The organism is Sedimentibacter sp. B4, assembly GCF_000309315.1.
In the GTDB taxonomy this organism is placed as follows: Bacteria; Bacillota; Clostridia; order Tissierellales; family Sedimentibacteraceae; genus Sedimentibacter; species Sedimentibacter saalensis.
In genome coordinates this window covers 1-16892 of record NZ_CANG01000005.1, presented here as the reverse complement: position 1 = coordinate 16892, position 16892 = coordinate 1, and the positions used below count along the sequence as shown (strand labels likewise).

Annotated in this window: 15 protein-coding genes and 1 other annotated feature; all 15 genes read left to right on the top strand. The window is 38.0% G+C overall.

From position 1 onward, the window contains the following. Positions 1–304: 304 nt before the first annotated feature. Positions 305–2053 carry an ammonium transporter gene (locus BN358_RS00540; RefSeq protein ID WP_019227379.1) on the top strand — a complete coding sequence of 583 codons (1749 nt, stop codon included), beginning with the start codon at positions 305–307 and terminating at the stop codon, positions 2051–2053. A 178-nt stretch (positions 2054–2231) separates the two neighbouring features. Next, positions 2232–2381 carry a 50S ribosomal protein L33 gene (rpmG, locus tag BN358_RS00535; protein ID WP_019227378.1) on the top strand — a complete coding sequence of 50 codons (150 nt, stop codon included), beginning with the start codon at positions 2232–2234 and terminating at the stop codon, positions 2379–2381. A 20-nt stretch (positions 2382–2401) separates the two neighbouring features. Next, entirely contained in the window at positions 2402–2614 is a 213-nt protein-coding gene (secE, locus tag BN358_RS00530; protein ID WP_019227377.1) for a preprotein translocase subunit SecE, read from the top strand. Positions 2615–2631: 17 nt separating this feature from the next. Continuing rightward, positions 2632–3159, top strand: coding sequence for a transcription termination/antitermination protein NusG (gene nusG, locus BN358_RS00525; RefSeq protein ID WP_019227376.1), 528 nt, complete (start codon positions 2632–2634; stop codon positions 3157–3159). 48 nt (positions 3160–3207) lie between these two features. Continuing rightward, positions 3208–3633 (top strand): 50S ribosomal protein L11, encoded by a 426-nt coding sequence (rplK, locus tag BN358_RS00520; RefSeq protein WP_019227375.1) that lies wholly within the window; start codon positions 3208–3210, stop codon positions 3631–3633. Positions 3634–3689: 56 nt separating this feature from the next. Further along, complete coding sequence (gene rplA / locus BN358_RS00515) at positions 3690–4388, top strand: 50S ribosomal protein L1 (protein ID WP_019227374.1); 699 nt, start codon at positions 3690–3692, stop codon at positions 4386–4388. Between the two features lie 25 nt (positions 4389–4413). Continuing rightward, positions 4414–4532: a sequence feature (ribosomal protein L10 leader region), on the top strand. Positions 4533–4560: 28 nt separating this feature from the next. Next, positions 4561–5064 carry a 50S ribosomal protein L10 gene (gene rplJ, locus BN358_RS00510; RefSeq protein ID WP_019227373.1) on the top strand — a complete coding sequence of 168 codons (504 nt, stop codon included), beginning with the start codon at positions 4561–4563 and terminating at the stop codon, positions 5062–5064. 189 nt (positions 5065–5253) lie between these two features. After that, entirely contained in the window at positions 5254–5634 is a 381-nt protein-coding gene (rplL, locus tag BN358_RS00505; RefSeq protein WP_019227372.1) for a 50S ribosomal protein L7/L12, read from the top strand. Positions 5635–5878: 244 nt separating this feature from the next. Beyond that, a complete protein-coding gene (rpoB, locus tag BN358_RS00500) occupies positions 5879–9643 on the top strand; it encodes a DNA-directed RNA polymerase subunit beta (protein ID WP_019227371.1) in 3765 nt (1254 codons plus the stop codon). A 48-nt stretch (positions 9644–9691) separates the two neighbouring features. Continuing rightward, a complete protein-coding gene (gene rpoC / locus BN358_RS00495; protein WP_019227370.1) occupies positions 9692–13207 on the top strand; it encodes a DNA-directed RNA polymerase subunit beta' in 3516 nt (1171 codons plus the stop codon). 139 nt (positions 13208–13346) lie between these two features. Beyond that, entirely contained in the window at positions 13347–13580 is a 234-nt protein-coding gene (locus BN358_RS00490) for a ribosomal L7Ae/L30e/S12e/Gadd45 family protein (protein WP_019227369.1), read from the top strand. A 31-nt stretch (positions 13581–13611) separates the two neighbouring features. Further along, a complete protein-coding gene (rpsL, locus tag BN358_RS00485; RefSeq protein ID WP_019227368.1) occupies positions 13612–14031 on the top strand; it encodes a 30S ribosomal protein S12 in 420 nt (139 codons plus the stop codon). Positions 14032–14170: 139 nt separating this feature from the next. Beyond that, positions 14171–14641, top strand: a complete 471-nt coding sequence (gene rpsG, locus BN358_RS00480; protein ID WP_019227367.1) for a 30S ribosomal protein S7 — start codon at positions 14171–14173, stop codon at positions 14639–14641. A gap of 51 nt (positions 14642–14692) precedes the next feature. After that, a complete protein-coding gene (fusA, locus tag BN358_RS00475) occupies positions 14693–16765 on the top strand; it encodes an elongation factor G (RefSeq protein WP_019227366.1) in 2073 nt (690 codons plus the stop codon). A 24-nt stretch (positions 16766–16789) separates the two neighbouring features. Then, positions 16790–16892 (top strand): GTP-binding protein (locus BN358_RS22710; protein ID WP_019227365.1); only part of this gene is annotated, 103 nt, incomplete at its 3' end.

Below are 16892 nucleotides of genomic sequence, written 5' to 3'. Positions count from 1 at the left end.
CGAAAGCTGTTTTTTGTATATATCTAGCGTTACAATAGGTGGTGTCCACGTTCTGAAAAAATTATGATAATTATTGTAACTTTTCTATTGACAAATGTGCCGACATCATTTATCATAATAAAAAACAGCAAAGGCGCTGCAGGATTACCTGCGGCGCCTGTTTTTTTTCCTTTTTAAAGTTGTAGGAAGACCGGGAAATCGAGGGGGATATTATTCCCGGTCAATGCACAAAGACGTGTATATACCTAAAGTATATGCGCGTTTTTTATTATTTGACTAAATTATTAATCAAGGAGGAGTTACTATGTATTCATCAGTAGATACCATTTGGGTATTATTAGGAGCAGCGTTGGTATTTTTCATGCAGGCAGGTTTTGCAATGGTAGAAACAGGATTTACAAGAGCAAAGAATGCAGGGAACATCATAATGAAAAATACGCTGGATTTTACTATTGGTTCAATTGCATTCTGGATTCTTGGGTTTGGATTGATGTTTGGAGCAACAAATTTTGGTTTAGTGGGAACACCGGATTTTTTTGTAAGAGGTGATTATTCTTCAACAGTTCCTACAATGGCATTTTTCATTTTTCAGACTGTTTTTTCTGCAACTGCTGCAACAATAGTTTCGGGAGCCATGGCAGAAAGGACAAAGTTTGTTTCTTACTGCATATACAGTCTTATGATAAGTGCCTTAGTATATCCTGTGTCAGGTCATTGGATATGGGGAGGCGGATGGCTTTCTAATCTTGGTTTTCACGATTTTGCAGGCTCAACTGCAGTGCATATGGTTGGAGGGATTGCGGCCTTCCTTGGAGCAAAGGCATTAGGACCCCGCATAGGCAAGTATGAGAAAGATGGAAAACCAAATGCAATTCTTGGACACAACCTTACCATAGGAGCGCTTGGAGTTTTTATTCTTTGGTTTTGCTGGTTTGGATTTAACGGAACTTCTACAGTTTCAATGACAGGTGATGAAGCAATTGTTTCTGCTTCCACAATTTTTGTAACTACTAACATGGCAGCAGCTGTGGCAACTACATCGGCTATGATAATTACCTGGATAAGATATAAAAAACCTGATGTGTCCATGACACTCAATGCTTCACTTGGAGGGCTTGTTGCCATAACAGCAGGCTGTGACGTTGTTTCTGTTGCAGGTGCAGCAGCAATTGGACTTATTTCATCACTTATAATTATATTCAGCATAGAATTTCTGGACAAGAAATTAAAAATTGATGACCCGGTTGGAGCAGTTGCTGTTCATGGAATGTGCGGTGCTGCAGGAACAGTGATGGTTGGCATATTTGCCCTAGACGGAGGATTACTTTACGGAGGAGGAGCCGGAATGCTGCTTGTTCAAACAGCAGGAGTTTTAGCTGTTGGCCTCTGGGTTTTAGCAACAATGACAACAGTGTTCAAAGTAATAGATGTAACCGTGGGACTTCGTGTTTCTGAAGAAGAAGAAATTACAGGGCTTGATATAATGGAACACGGACTTATCAGTGCTTATGCTGATTTCATGCCCGCACTTTCCGCTGTGAGTTCATATACAGGTTACTCTCAGACTCCTATTCATATAGTAAGAAACGAAGCTCCTGTTCTAGTTGAGGAACCGACAAAATCTAAAGCATCAAAATCCGCGAAGCTTACTAAGATTGTAATCATAATCAATCAAAACAAATTCCAGGCTCTGAAGGAAGCCATGAACAAAATTGAAATCACAGGAATGACGGTGACAAATGTGCTTGGCTGTGGAGTTCAAAAGGGTTATCACGAATACTACAGAGGTGTAAGGGTTGATATGAACCTTCTTCCTAAAATTCAAGTTGAAATAGTTGTGAGCAAGGTACCTGCAAGACTTGTAATTGAAAAAGCAAAGGAAGTTTTACATTCAGGTGGAATAGGTGACGGTAAAATATTTGTATATGACGTTGAAAATGCCGTGAAAATAAGAACAGGCGAAGAAGGTTATGACGCTTTGCAGGACGATGACATAAGCCTGGAAGAAAATAAAATAAAATTTAATGAAAAAGTATTGACAGATGTTGTTTAATAATTTATAATTAATTGTTGTTAATAAAAGAAGCTTTTGCTTTAGCAGGGGCTTTTTTTAATGGATTATTATTAATTTAATTTTGATGTGCCAAAAAAATGTTGACAGTTAAAATTAATTATGATATCTTAATTAGGATAATGGGTCTTATGAACAAATAAGTTCTTGGAGGTGTAAAATGAGAGTAGCAGTTAAGTTAGCTTGTACAGAATGTAAACAAAGAAATTACGATACAGAAAAAAACAAGAGAGAAAATCCTGAAAGAATAGAACTAAACAAATATTGCAAATTCTGTAAAAAGCATACTCTTCACAAGGAAACAAAATAACCGTATTGAGGTGTTGGTAAATGTCTAATAGAGAAAATGAAAATCCAAAATTTACAGCTCGTGTAAGTAATTATTTCAAGGGTGTTAAATCAGAATTAAAAAAAGTTAATTGGCCTACAAAAAAGGAATTAACAAATTATACTGTTGTGGTACTTGCTACTACATTTGCTATGACACTTGTAATTTGGGGATTGGATCTCATATTCCAGAATTTGGTTTCATTGATTGTTTAAGAAGGAGTAATGCGAGTATGAAGCAAGAGTCACAAGGATCAAGATGGTATGTCGTTCATACATATTCGGGACATGAGAACAAAGTAAAAGCTAATATCGAAAAGCTTGTTGAAAACAGAGAGATGCAAGATATAATTTTCGAGGTTAGAGTGCCGGTTGAAGAAGTACCTGAAGTTAAAAACGGCAAGAAGAAGATTAAAGAAAGAAAAATGTTCCCCAGCTATGTTATCATTAAAATGATAATGACTGATGAGTCTTGGTATCTTGTTAGAAACACAAGAGGAGTTACCGGCTTCGTGGGTCCGGGATCAAAACCTGTTCCTTTGACAGATGAAGAGGTAAAAGCACTGGGTGTTGTTGAAAGACTTCCTGCGATCGAACTTGTACCGGGAGATACCATCAAAGTGAAAGAAGGACCATTTGAGGATTTCATTGGTGCTGTTGAAAGCATCAGTCAAGAAAAAAGAAAAATTAAAGCTTTTGTATCAATGTTTGGAAGAGAAACTCTTATCGAACTTGATTATGACCAGATTGAAAGAGTCTAAGACTTTTCAATAGATACATGCGTTTACGTATGAAGGAGGTGCAATGATATGGCTAAAAAAGTAACGGCTTTAGTTAAGCTGCAGATACCAGCAGGAAAAGCGACTCCAGCTCCACCAGTTGGTACAGCGTTAGGACCTCATGGTGTGAATATAATGGGATTTTGTAAAGAATTTAATGCTAGAACAGCTGATCAAGCAGGTATGATAATACCAATAGTATTGACTGTTTATCAAGATAGATCATTTACATTTATCACAAAAACTCCACCTGTGGCAGTTTTAATTAAAAAAGCAGTAGGTATTGAAAGCGGTTCAGGCGAACCAAACAAAAAGAAAGTAGCAACACTTTCTAAAGCAAAATGCGAAGAAATCGCAAAGTTAAAGATGCCAGATTTAAATGCTAATACTATTGAAGCAGCAATGAGCCTTGTGGCTGGAACTGCAAGAAGTATGGGTGTTGTGGTAGAAAAATAACACGTAGGCACTGTGGGAGGCCGTGAGGCTGCATGACCACAAAGGAGGTTAACAACATGCCAAAAAGAGGAAAGAAATATCAAGACAGTATGAAATCAATTGACAAATTGAAATTATACGATTTAGAAGAAGCTGTAGAAGTAATGCTTGGTACAGCAAAAGCTAATTTTGACGAGACTATTGAAGCTCACGTTAAATTAGGCGTAGATTCAAGACACGCAGATCAACAAGTTAGAGGCGCTGTAGTTCTACCGCACGGAACTGGTAAAGTTGTACGTGTATTGGTATTTGCAAAAGGCGATAAAGCTAAAGAAGCTCAAGAAGCTGGTGCAGATTACGTAGGTGAAGCTGAATTGGCTGACAGAATTCAGAGGGAAAACTGGTTTGATTTTGACGTTGTAATCGCAACTCCAGATATGATGGGCGTTGTTGGTAGACTGGGTAGAGTATTGGGACCTAAAGGTTTAATGCCAAACCCTAAATCAGGTACAGTAACTTTTGATGTAGCTAAAGCTATTCAGGAGATTAAAGCAGGTAAAGTTGAATACAGACTTGATAAAACAAACATTATTCACGTTCCTGTTGGAAAGAAATCTTTCGGTACTCAGAAATTAGTTGACAACTTAAAGGTTGTTATGGAAGCCATCGTTAAGGCTAAACCAGCAGCTGCAAAAGGTAAATACTTGAAGAGTGTTGCCATAGCAAGCACAATGGGACCTGGCGTTAAGCTGAACACAACTAAATTAATGGATTAGTACTGACTTAAGAACTAATATAAACTCAAAATTGAATAAAATACCGCAGACAGCTGGTACTCACAGAGTTTAATATCCAGCCGAGGTTGAAATTATAGATTAAATAATTTCTCTTCGTCTGCGGAGGGATTTTTTTATTACTGCGTAACAGTTGAAGGAGGTGTAACCGGACATGAATCAAACAGTGTTGGAACAGAAAAAACAAGTCGTTAGTGACATTACTGAAAAGCTTAGAAGTGCCAAATCAGTTGTATTGGTAGAATACAAAGGGTTGACAGTTGAAAAAGCTACTGAGTTAAGAAACAAATGCAGAGAAGCAGGCGTTGAATACAAGGTATACAAAAACACTTTAATGCGTTTTGCATTTGAAGAGTTAGGATATAAAGACATCACTCCAAGCTTGGAAGGACCAAATGCCATAGCTATATCATTTAATGATGAAATATCCGCAGCTAAGGTTACAAATGACTTTGCAAAGACAAGCAATGAAACAGTTGTAATTAAAGCTGGTATTGCTGAAGGCAAAGTAATGAATGCTGATGAAGTAAAAGCATTGGCAAGCGTACCACCAAGAGAAATTCTTCTTGGTCAGTTGGCTGGCGTATTGCAAGGAAACATCAGAAATCTTGCTTATATGCTTGATCAGATATCAAAGAAAAACGAAGAAGTTGCATAAGATGCCCTAACCCCCGTTTTTCAGAGTGTTTTTTCTGAAAAATGGTTGGTAGGTCATTCGCAACGAAATCCCAATTTATGCGACGTAAGGAGCAAATAAATTGGTGATTGAGACTGCGAGCAAGATATCAAACAATTAAACAATTAAAAATTTAAAATTATAACATGAATCCATAGGAGGTATATTAAAATGGCAAGTGAAAAAATCACAAACTTTGTTGAAGAAATAAAGAAGTTATCAGTATTAGAATTAAATGAATTAGTAAAAGCAATCGAAGAAGAATTTGGTGTATCAGCAGCTGCTCCAGTAGCAGTAGCAGGTGGTGCAGCAGGTGCAGCAGCTCCTGTTGAAGAAGAAAAAACTGAATTCGACGTTGTTCTTACAAGTGCAGGCGCAGGAAAAATCAAAGTTATAAAAGTAGTAAGAGAATTAACAGGTCTTGGCTTGAAAGAAGCTAAAGATGCAGTTGATGGAGCACCTACTACATTGAAGACTGGTGTTTCTAAAGAAGATGCTGACAAGATGAAAGCTGCTTTGGAAGCTGAAGGCGCAACTGTAGAAATTAAATAGTTTATTGACAATTAAAAAAAAGACTTTACTAATTGTAAAGTCTTTTTTGCTCATTAAGAAAAAATCAGAATATTTTTTTCTTATATGCAAATAATACCAAATGTGTGCTAAAAAAATAAAAAAAATCACAAAAACCATTGACATAAAAAATATTTGGTGATATTATTATATATTGCCATGAGCATATAATGTTGGCATAGAATTTGTATGCTGACAAAAAATTATTAAACTAAGGGGTGAAAAAATGCCGCATCCTGTGAAAATAGGTAATAGAGTGAGAATGTCTTACTCTAAGATTGATGAAGTTTTAGAATTGCCGGATTTGATCGAAGTACAGAAAAAATCCTATGAATGGTTCTTAAACGAAGGTTTGAAGGAAGTATTTGACGATATTTCACCAATTGAGGATTACACTGGCAATTTGATTCTGGAGTTTGTTGATCATTCTTTATATGGTGAACCAAAGTTCAGCCAGGTAGAATGTAAAGAAAGAGATTCAACATTTTCAGTACCGTTAAAACTAAAAGTAAGGCTGATCAACAAGGAAACGGGAGAAATTAAAGAGCAAGAAGCATTTATGGGTGAGTTTCCGCTCATGACTGAAAAGGGTACGTTTATAATCAATGGAGCAGAACGTGTTATAGTTAGTCAGTTGGTTAGATCGCCTGGAGTGTATTACAACATGAACAGGGATAAAGTCGGTAAAGAATTGTATGAAGCCACTCTGATTCCAAATAGAGGTGCTTGGCTTGAATATGAAACTGACTCTAATGATATTATATATGTAAGAGTCGACCGTACAAGAAAACTGCCAGCCACAGTGCTTGTTAGAGCCATGGGGCTTTCTTCTAATTCACAGATCATTGAAACATTAGGAGAAACTGAGCAGCTTTTAAAAACTCTTGAAAAGGACAACACTGCAAATACAGAAGAAGCTTTAATTGAAATTTATAAAAGATTGAGACCAGGAGAACCTCCTACACTTGACAGCGCTTCGTCTTTGATTAATTCATTGTTTTTTGACCCAAAAAGATATGACTTAGCAAAAGTCGGAAGATACAAATTTAATAAAAAGCTCAGCTTAGAAAACAGAATTATTGGCAAAAAAGCAGCAGAAAATATTATTGACAAGGAAACTGGCGAAATTCTCGTAAACAAGGATGAAGTAATCAGTGCCGAAGCAATAGATAAATTGGAAGCAGCCGGAATTTTTGCTGTTGAAATTTATAACTCTGAAGATAAAGTAACTAAAGTATTAAGCAACAAGTTTGTTAATCCAAGAGTATTTGGATTGGATATAGATTTTGATAAATTGGGTCTTAAGGAACGAATTTTCTATCCTGCAATGAAAAAGATACTGGAAGAAAACAGTTCAACAGAAGACATTGAAAGAGCAATAATAGATAATATGAAGGAACTTTCTCCAAGACATATTATCGTTGATGATATGATTTCCTCTGCAAACTATCAATATGGATTGTTTAAAGGAATAGGCAGCACTGATGACATAGACCATCTTGGAAACAGAAGAATAAGAAGCGTTGGCGAACTTCTTCAGAACCAAGTTAGAGTTGGTTTGTCAAGAATGGAAAGAGTAGTAAGAGAAAGAATGACAATTCAGGACGTTGATGTTGTAACACCTCAGGTTCTTATAAACATCAGACCGGTTTCTGCTGCCATAAAAGAATTCTTTGGCTCAAGCCAGTTGTCACAGTTCATGGACCAGACAAACCCATTGGCTGAACTTACTCATAAAAGAAGAATGTCAGCTCTTGGACCGGGCGGTCTCTCAAGAGACAGAGCAAGTTTTGAAGTCCGTGACGTTCACCATTCTCATTACGGCAGAATGTGTCCTATAGAAACCCCTGAAGGTCCAAACATAGGTTTGATAACTTCATTGGCTACTTATGCAAGAATAAATGACTACGGCTTCCTTGAATCTCCTTACAGAAGAATAAACAAGGAAACAGGCCAGGTTACAGACATAATAGATTATATAACTGCTGACATAGAAGACACAAAAATAATAGCTCAGTCAAATGAACCTTTGAATGAAGACGGCACATTTGCAAACCAACGTGTTGTTGTAAGAGGTATTGACGGCATCAATGAAATCGTGTCAAGAGACATGGTTGATTACATGGAAGTTTCTCCTAAGCAGGTAATTTCCATAGGAACAGGAATGATTCCGTTCCTTGAAAACGACGATGCTAACCGTGCCCTAATGGGTTCAAACATGCAAAGACAGGCAGTGCCTTTGTTGATTACTGAAGCTCCTGTTATAGGAACAGGTCTTGAGTACAAGGCAGCAAAAGACTCAGGTGCAGTTATTGTTGCTGAACATGACGGTGTAGCACTATCTGTTACTGCTTCTGAAATTCTCATTAAAAGAAATGACAATGGAATGATAGACAAGTATCCGCTTCTCAAGTTCAAAAGATCAAACAGCGGTACTTGCGTAAATCAAAGACCTATTATATATAAAGGCGACGATGTTAAACGAGGACAGATCATTGCAGACGGTCCTTCAACTGAAAACGGAGACATGGCAATCGGAAAGAATCTTCTCATAGGCTTCATGACCTGGGAAGGATACAACTACGAGGATGCTATGCTCTTGAATGAAAAACTTGTTATGGAAGATGTCCTCACTTCTGTTCATATTGAGGAATATGAATCTGAAGCAAGAGACACAAAGCTTGGTCCTGAAGAAATCACAAGAGACATTCCTAATGTGGGCGATGATTCTCTCAAGGATCTGGACGAAAGAGGAATTATCCGAATCGGCGCCGAAGTTAAGGCAGGAGATATTCTGGTTGGAAAAGTTACTCCAAAGGGAGAAACTGAACTTACAGCAGAAGAAAGACTGTTAAGAGCAATATTCGGAGAAAAGGCAAGAGAAGTAAGAGATACTTCACTTAAAGTTCCTCACGGAGAAACAGGTATAATTGTAGATGTAAAAGTGTTTACTAGAGAAAATGGCGATGAATTAAGTCCTGGAGTAAGTAAGCTTGTACGTGTATATATTGCAACCAAACGTAAAATAAACGTAGGGGATAAGATGTGCGGTAGACACGGTAACAAAGGGGTTATTTCACGTATTATGCCTGAAGAAGATATGCCATACTTGCCGGATGGCACTCCTTTACAGGTAGTGTTAAATCCGCTGGGCGTTCCTTCACGTATGAATATTGGTCAGGTGCTTGAAGTGCATTTGGGAATGGCAGCAAAAAAACTGGGTTGGCATGTGGCAACTCCTGTATTTGACGGCGCAGCTGAAGACGACATTTGGAATGCTCTTGAAATGGCAGGTTATCCAAGAAGTGGTAAAATTGAACTTAGAGACGGACGAAGCGGTGATTATTTTGACGGACCTGTAACTGTTGGTTACATGTATATGCTTAAACTTCACCACCTTGTTGACGACAAGATACATGCTCGTTCAACAGGACCTTACTCACTGGTTACACAGCAGCCACTTGGAGGTAAGGCGCAGTTCGGAGGACAAAGATTCGGAGAAATGGAAGTTTGGGCTCTGGAAGCATATGGAGCAGCTCATACACTGCAGGAAATTCTTACTGTTAAATCAGACGATGTTAACGGAAGAGTTAAAACATATGAAGCCATTGTCAAAGGTGAAAATATTCCTGAACCGGGAATCCCTGAATCATTCAAGGTACTTGTAAAAGAATTACAGAGTTTGGCTCTTGATATTAAGATAATTACCAGTGAGCAGGACGAAGTTGAAATAGTTGATACTATGGATAATGAAGATGAAGTACTGGTAGAAGCTGAAAACCTCGGCGACATGAAATATGTTGAAGCAGAAGGAATGATTGAAGTAGACATAGATGGTGCTGAGATTGATGAAGATATCGACGATATTGCGATTGACGATGATGAAGAAGTTGACGGGTTAAATATAATTGAAGATATCGACGATATTGATATCTTTGACGATGCTGACATAGATATTGATGATGATTATGACAGCGAAGATGATTTTTAAATACAAGGACCAATTGATAATTAAATTATAATGAAGGGAGCGAACTCCTTGGTAGATTACAATAATTTCGAATCAATAAGAATAGCTTTAGCTTCTCCTGATAAAATCAGACAATGGTCAAGAGGGGAAGTTAAAAAGCCCGAAACAATAAATTACCGAACATTAAAACCAGAAAAAGATGGTCTTTTCTGTGAAAAAATATTTGGACCAACAAAGGACTGGGAGTGTCACTGCGGAAAATACAAAAGGGTCAGATACAAGGGAGTTGTATGTGACCGCTGCGGAGTTGAAGTTACAAAAGCAAAAGTAAGAAGAGAAAGAATGGGTCATATTGAGCTTGCTGCTCCTGTATCCCATATCTGGTATTTCAAAGGTATACCATCCAGACTTGGTCTTATTCTTGACATGTCTCCAAGAGCACTTGAAAAAGTTTTATACTTTGCACAATATGTTGTTACTGAAGCCGGTGACACATCATTGTCAGAAAAGCAGCTCTTGAGTGAAATGGAATACAGAGAGTACAAAGATCACTACAAAAATGCTTTCAAAGCTGAAATGGGCGCTGAAGCTATTAAAAAACTGCTTGAAAAAATAGATCTTGAAAAAGAAGCAGCAGAACTTAAAAGTCAGTTGAAAGACAGCAAGGGACAGAAAAAAATCAGAATAACAAGAAGACTCGAAGTAATTGAAGCCTTCAGAGTATCAGGAAACAGACCGGAGTGGATGATTCTTGACGTTATTCCTGTAATTCCTCCTGAACTCAGACCTATGGTTCAGCTTGACGGAGGCCGTTTTGCAACATCAGACTTAAACGACCTTTACAGAAGAGTAATAAACAGAAACAACCGTCTGAAAAGACTTCTTGATCTTGGAGCACCTGACATAATCGTCAGAAATGAAAAAAGAATGCTCCAGGAAGCTGTTGACGCATTAATAGACAACGGCAGACGCGGAAGACCTGTAACAGGTCCTGGAAACAGACCGCTTAAATCATTGTCTGACATGCTTAAGGGTAAACAAGGACGTTTCAGACAAAACCTCCTTGGAAAGCGTGTTGACTACTCCGGCCGTTCAGTTATAGTTGTAGGTCCGGAACTTAAATTCCATCAGTGCGGTCTTCCTAAGAAAATGGCTCTTGAACTTTTCAAACCATTTGTTATGAAGAAGCTTGTTGAAAACGGCACTGCACACAACATTAAAAGTGCCAAGAAAAAAGTTGAAAAAGTTGACAATGCAGTATGGGATGTATTGGATGAAATAATAAAAGACCACACTGTAATGCTTAACCGTGCACCCACACTGCACAGACTTGGTATTCAGTCTTTCGAACCTGTATTGGTTGAAGGAAAAGCCATAAAGCTGCACCCGCTTGTTTGTACTGCTTACAACGCAGACTTCGACGGCGACCAGATGGCTGTTCACGTTCCACTGTCAGTTGAGGCGCAGGCAGAATCAAGATTCTTAATGATGTCAGTAAACAACATCCTTGCACCTAAGGACGGAAGACCAATAACAACTCCTACACAGGACATGGTTCTTGGAAGTTATTACATGACCCTTGAAATTGAAAATTCAAAGGGAAGCGGAATGGTTTTCAAGGATTATGAAGAAATGATGGTTGCATACTTCAACAAGGTTGTTGATTTGCATGCAAGAGTCAAAGTAAGAACTACTGTTGACGGAGAAACAAGATTAGTTGAATCAACAGTGGGAAGATTCATATTCAATGAAAATATTCCACAGAATTTGGGATTTGTAAACAGAGAAAAAGATAAATTTTCTCTTGAAATAGACAAGACTGTAACAAAGAAGCACTTGGAAGAAATAATCTACAGATGTTTCAGACGTTACGGTAATTCAGACACAGCAGATGTACTTGACGGAATCAAGTCAAAAGGCTACAGATATTCAACCGTAGGAGCAATAACAGTTTCAGTAAGCGACATCACAGTTCCTGAAGAAAAGAAAATGCTTATTGAAAAAGCTGAAAAGCAAGTTATCGACTATGAGAAGAAATATCGAAGAGGTCTGATGACTGATGAAGAAAGATACGAAAATGTTATAAAAATTTGGAACCAGACAACTGAAGATGTTACAGAAGCACTTATGAGCAGCCTCGATCCATTAAACAGCATTTACATCATGTCTGTATCAGGAGCCCGTGGTGGTCGTAACCAGATTAAACAGCTTGCCGGTATGCGTGGTCTTATGGCCAGTGCAACAGGTAAGACAGTTGAGGTTCCGGTTAAGTCAAACTTCCGTGAAGGTCTTTCAGTGCTTGAGTTCTTCCTTTCAGCTACTGGAGCTCGTAAAGGTTTAACAGACACAGCTCTTAGAACAGCAGACTCTGGATACCTAACAAGAAGACTTGTTGACGTAAGCCAGGATGTAATCATTAGAGAAGTTGACTGCCGAACTACAGATGGCATTGAAGTTGAGTCATTTATAGACGGAAAAGAAGTTATAGAAGAAATGAGTGAAAGATGCGCCGACAGATTTGCATCAGGAGACATTGTTCATCCTGAAACTGGCGAAATAATGGTTAAAGCCGGTGAATTCATATCTGAAGATGCAGCTAAGAAAATACAGGATTCAGGAATTAAAAAGGTTAAGGTAAGATCAGTGCTCACTTGCAAAACACCTCACGGCGTTTGTGCAAAATGCTACGGAACTAACCTTGCAACAGGAAAGCTTGTTCACGTGGGAGCTGCAGTTGGTATCATAGCAGCCCAGTCAATAGGTGAACCTGGTACACAGCTGACAATGCGTACGTTCCATACAGGCGGTATTGCAGCTGCAGCAGACATCACACAAGGTTTGCCTCGTATCGAAGAGCTTTTCGAGGCGAGAAAGCCAAAAGGTCAGGCAATCATAACAGAAATACCGGGCCGTGTGACAGTAACTGAAAAGATTCATAAAAGAGAAGTAACAATTACAAACAACGACAACATGGAAAGCAAGACTTACCTGATACCATATGGTTCAAAGATTCTTGTTACAGAAGGCGATTATCTTGAAGCCGGAGATAAAATTACAGACGGTTCAATCAATCCGCATGACATCTTGAACATTAAGGGTATGAAGGCTCTGGAAGCTTACATACTCATGGAAGTTCAAAGGGTTTATAGAATGCAGGGTGTTGATATTTCCGACAAGCACGTTGAAGTAATAATCAGACAGATGGTTAACAAGGTTCGTATTGAAGAAGCTGGAGATACAACACTTCTTCCGGGAAGTCTCGTATCAAAGGTTGATTTCAACACTCAAAATGATGCTGTTCTTGCTGAAGGCAAAGAGCCTGCAACAGGTGAGGTTGCACTTTTGGGTATCACAAAATCTTCTCTTGCTACAGATTCATTCCTTGCTTCAGCATCGTTCCAGGAAACAACAAGAGTGTTGACTGATGCTGCTACAAAGGGAAAAGTTGATAATCTTCTGGGACTTAAAGAAAATGTAATCATCGGTAAACTTATACCTGCCGGTACAGGAATGAAAAAATACAGAAACATAGGAATAACTACCGATGACGTTGAAGTTGAGGAAGAAGAAGCTTTAGAAGAATAAATGTAAAAATAAAAAAATATTTGACATCTTAAAACTAAGATGATAGAATACTTTAGTGTTTTAATCCTTAAATGAATTAATAAGCTTGGTTCATGGGGATTCCCATGAACCAAGAATTTGTTAATAAATAGGTGATTATATGAATACAGAGAAAAGAATAGTAATAGGAAAGAAGCAGACTTTGAGGGCTTTGACGAGAGACGAAGCTGAAAAGATTTATATATCAAAGGATGCTGATTTGCATGTTACTAAACCCATCGAAGATGTTTGTAAGGAAAAAGATATTGAAATAATATATTTTGACAACATGAAGGACCTTGGGACATCTGTGGGTATCAATGTAAACGCAGCGGCTGCTGCCGTTTTAAAATAAACAATAGACAATATTGTAAGGAGGTGCACGAATGCCATCAATAAACCAGTTAGTGAGAAAAGGAAGACAAGAAGTAACATACAAATCCAATTCTCCAGCATTGAATGTAAGCTATAACACACTTCAAAAGAAGATGAATGAAACAAATTCACCTCAAAAAAGAGGAGTATGCACATCAGTTAAGACTGTAACACCTAAGAAACCAAACTCAGCATTAAGAAAAATTGCCAGAGTTAAGTTAACAACAGGTGTTGAAGTTACTGCATACATCCCAGGAGTAGGCCACAACTTACAGGAACACAGCGTTGTTCTTATAAGAGGCGGTAGAGTTAAAGACTTACCAGGGGTTAGATACCACATAATAAGAGGTACCCTTGACACAGCTGGTGTTGCAAAAAGAAAACAATCTAGATCCAAGTATGGAGCTAAGAGAGAAAAAGTTAAAAAATAACTAGACGATATCCGGCACACAATGCAGGGTTATGATGCTGCAATCGCGCCATAATATATATAATGCATTTTGTGCACTACGGCATGAATTATTGTCGAGTACCTGTGAATTAAATTTTATTATTAAGGAGGGAAGTAAAGTGCCAAGAAAAGGTCACATACCTAAAAGAGAAGTGATGGAAGATCCAATCTATAAAGATAAGGTCGTTTCCAAATTGATTAACCAACTTATGTATGATGGAAAAAAGGGCGTTGCTCAAACAATCGTATATGATGCATTTGACATTATAAAAGAGAAGACAGGTGAAGAACCAATAGAGGTGTTCACTAAAGCAATGAATAACATCATGCCAGTTCTTGAAGTTAAAGCAAGAAGAGTCGGCGGTGCCACTTATCAGGTGCCAATAGAAGTTAGACCAGAGAGAAGACAAACTTTGGGATTAAGATGGCTTGTAGGCTATGCTCGTAAAAGAGGAGAAAAGACTATGCGTGAAAAGCTTGCAAAAGAATTAATGGATGCAGCTAACAACGTAGGAGCCAGCGTTAAGAAAAGAGAAGATACACATAAAATGGCAGAAGCTAACAAAGCATTTGCACATTTCAGATGGTAATATGCTTAATTTAAGTAAAGAACTTAACTTAGCAGCGTGAAGGAGGTTAAAATGAGTAGAGAATATTCTTTGGAAAATACCAGAAATATTGGTATCATGGCGCATATTGATGCGGGAAAAACTACAACTACTGAAAGAATCCTGTTCTATACCGGGAAGATTCATAAAATTGGAGAAACTCATGAAGGTGCATCTCAGATGGACTGGATGGAGCAAGAGCAGGAAAGAGGAATTACAATAACTTCAGCTGCTACTACTTGTCATTGGAAAGATGTAAGAATAAACATTATAGATACACCAGGCCACGTAGACTTTACAGTTGAAGTTGAAAGATCATTGAGAGTACTTGATGGTGCTGTAACAGTATTTGATGCTAAAATGGGGGTTGAACCTCAGTCAGAAACTGTTTGGAGACAGGCAGATAAATATGGTGTACCAAGAATTTGTTTAATAAACAAAATGGATAAAATGGGTGCTGATTTCTTCTATTCAGTCGGAACAATCATTGACAGATTAAAAGCTAATGCTGTTCCAATTCAGTTGCCTATCGGTGTTGAAGAAAACTTCAGAGCTATCATAGATTTAGTTGAAATGAAGACTATAAACTATGGCAATGATGAAGGAACAGATATCACTATTACAGAAATACCAGAAGAATATGTTGATCAAGCAAATGAATACAGAGAAAAATTAGTTGAAGCTGTAGCCGATACTGATGAAACATTGATGGAAAAATACTTAAACGGTGAAGAAATCACTGTTGAAGAATTAAAAAAAGCAATAAGAATTGCTACAACCAATGTTCAGATAATTCCTGTACTTTGCGGTACAGCATATAAACATAAAGGTGTTAGACTGATGTTGGATGCAGTATTAGATTACTTGCCAAGTCCAGTTGACGTACCACAGATGAAAGGTTTTGATCCTGACACTAAAGAAGAAGTTGAAGTGCATATTGCAGATGATGCTCCTTTGGCAGCGTTGGCATTTAAGATCATGACTGACCCATTCGTTGGAAAATTGACTTTCTTTAGAATTTATGGCGGAACTTTAGAATCAGGAAGTTACGTTCTGAATTCCACTAAGAATAAAAAAGAGAGAATTGGCCGTATACTTCAGATGCATGCTAACAAGAGAGAAGAAATTAAAACATCTTATTCGGGAGACATAGAAGCAGCGGTAGGTTTAAAGTTCACTACAACAGGAGATACGTTGTGTGATCCTGACCATCCGGTAGTATTGGAATCTATGGAATTCCCTGACCCAGTTATAGAAGTAGCAATTGAACCTAAGACTAAGGCAGGACAAGAAAAAATGGGTATCGGCCTTCAGAAGCTTGCTGAAGAAGACCCGACATTCAAGACATATACAAATCCTGACACTGGTCAGACAATTATAGCAGGAATGGGCGAGCTTCATTTGGAAATCATCGTTGACAGACTCTTAAGAGAATTCAAGGTTGAAGCAAATGTTGGTAAGCCACAAGTTTCTTACAAAGAAACAATTACAGGAACATCTGATGTTGATATGAAGTATGCAAGACAGTCCGGTGGTAAAGGACAATACGGTCATGTTAAAATCACTATGGAACCTCTTGAAGCAGGCAAAGGTATTGAATTTGTCAATGCTATTGTCGGCGGAGCAATTCCTAAGGAATATATTCCAGCAGTTGAAGCCGGTATAAGAGGCGCAGCTGAAAACGGTGTTCTTGCAGGATATCCGGTACTTGATTTCAAAGTTACATTGTATGATGGATCATACCATGAAGTTGACTCTTCAGAAATGGCATTTAAGATTGCCGGTTCTATGGCTTTCAAGGAAGCTATGAGAAAGGCTTCACCAGTATTGATGGAACCATATATGAAAGTTGAAGTAACAACTCCTGAAGATTACTTAGGAGATGTTATGGGAGACATTAGTTCTAGAAGAGGAAGAGTTGAAGGATTCTCTGACAGAAGCGGAGTTAAGATTGTAGATGCATATGTTCCATTATCAGAAATGTTTGGATATGCAACTGTTCTTCGTTCCATGAGCCAGGGTAGAGCAGCTTATTCAATGGAATTCCACCACTTTGAAAGAGTTCCAAACAGCGTAGCTGAAAAAATAACACAACAACAACAATAATAAATAAATTATGGAGGAAACAAAATGGCAAAGCAAAAATTTGAAAGAAATAAACCCCATGTTAACATTGGTACAATCGGCCACGTTGACCATGGTAAGACTACTTTAACAGCAGCAATTACAAAAA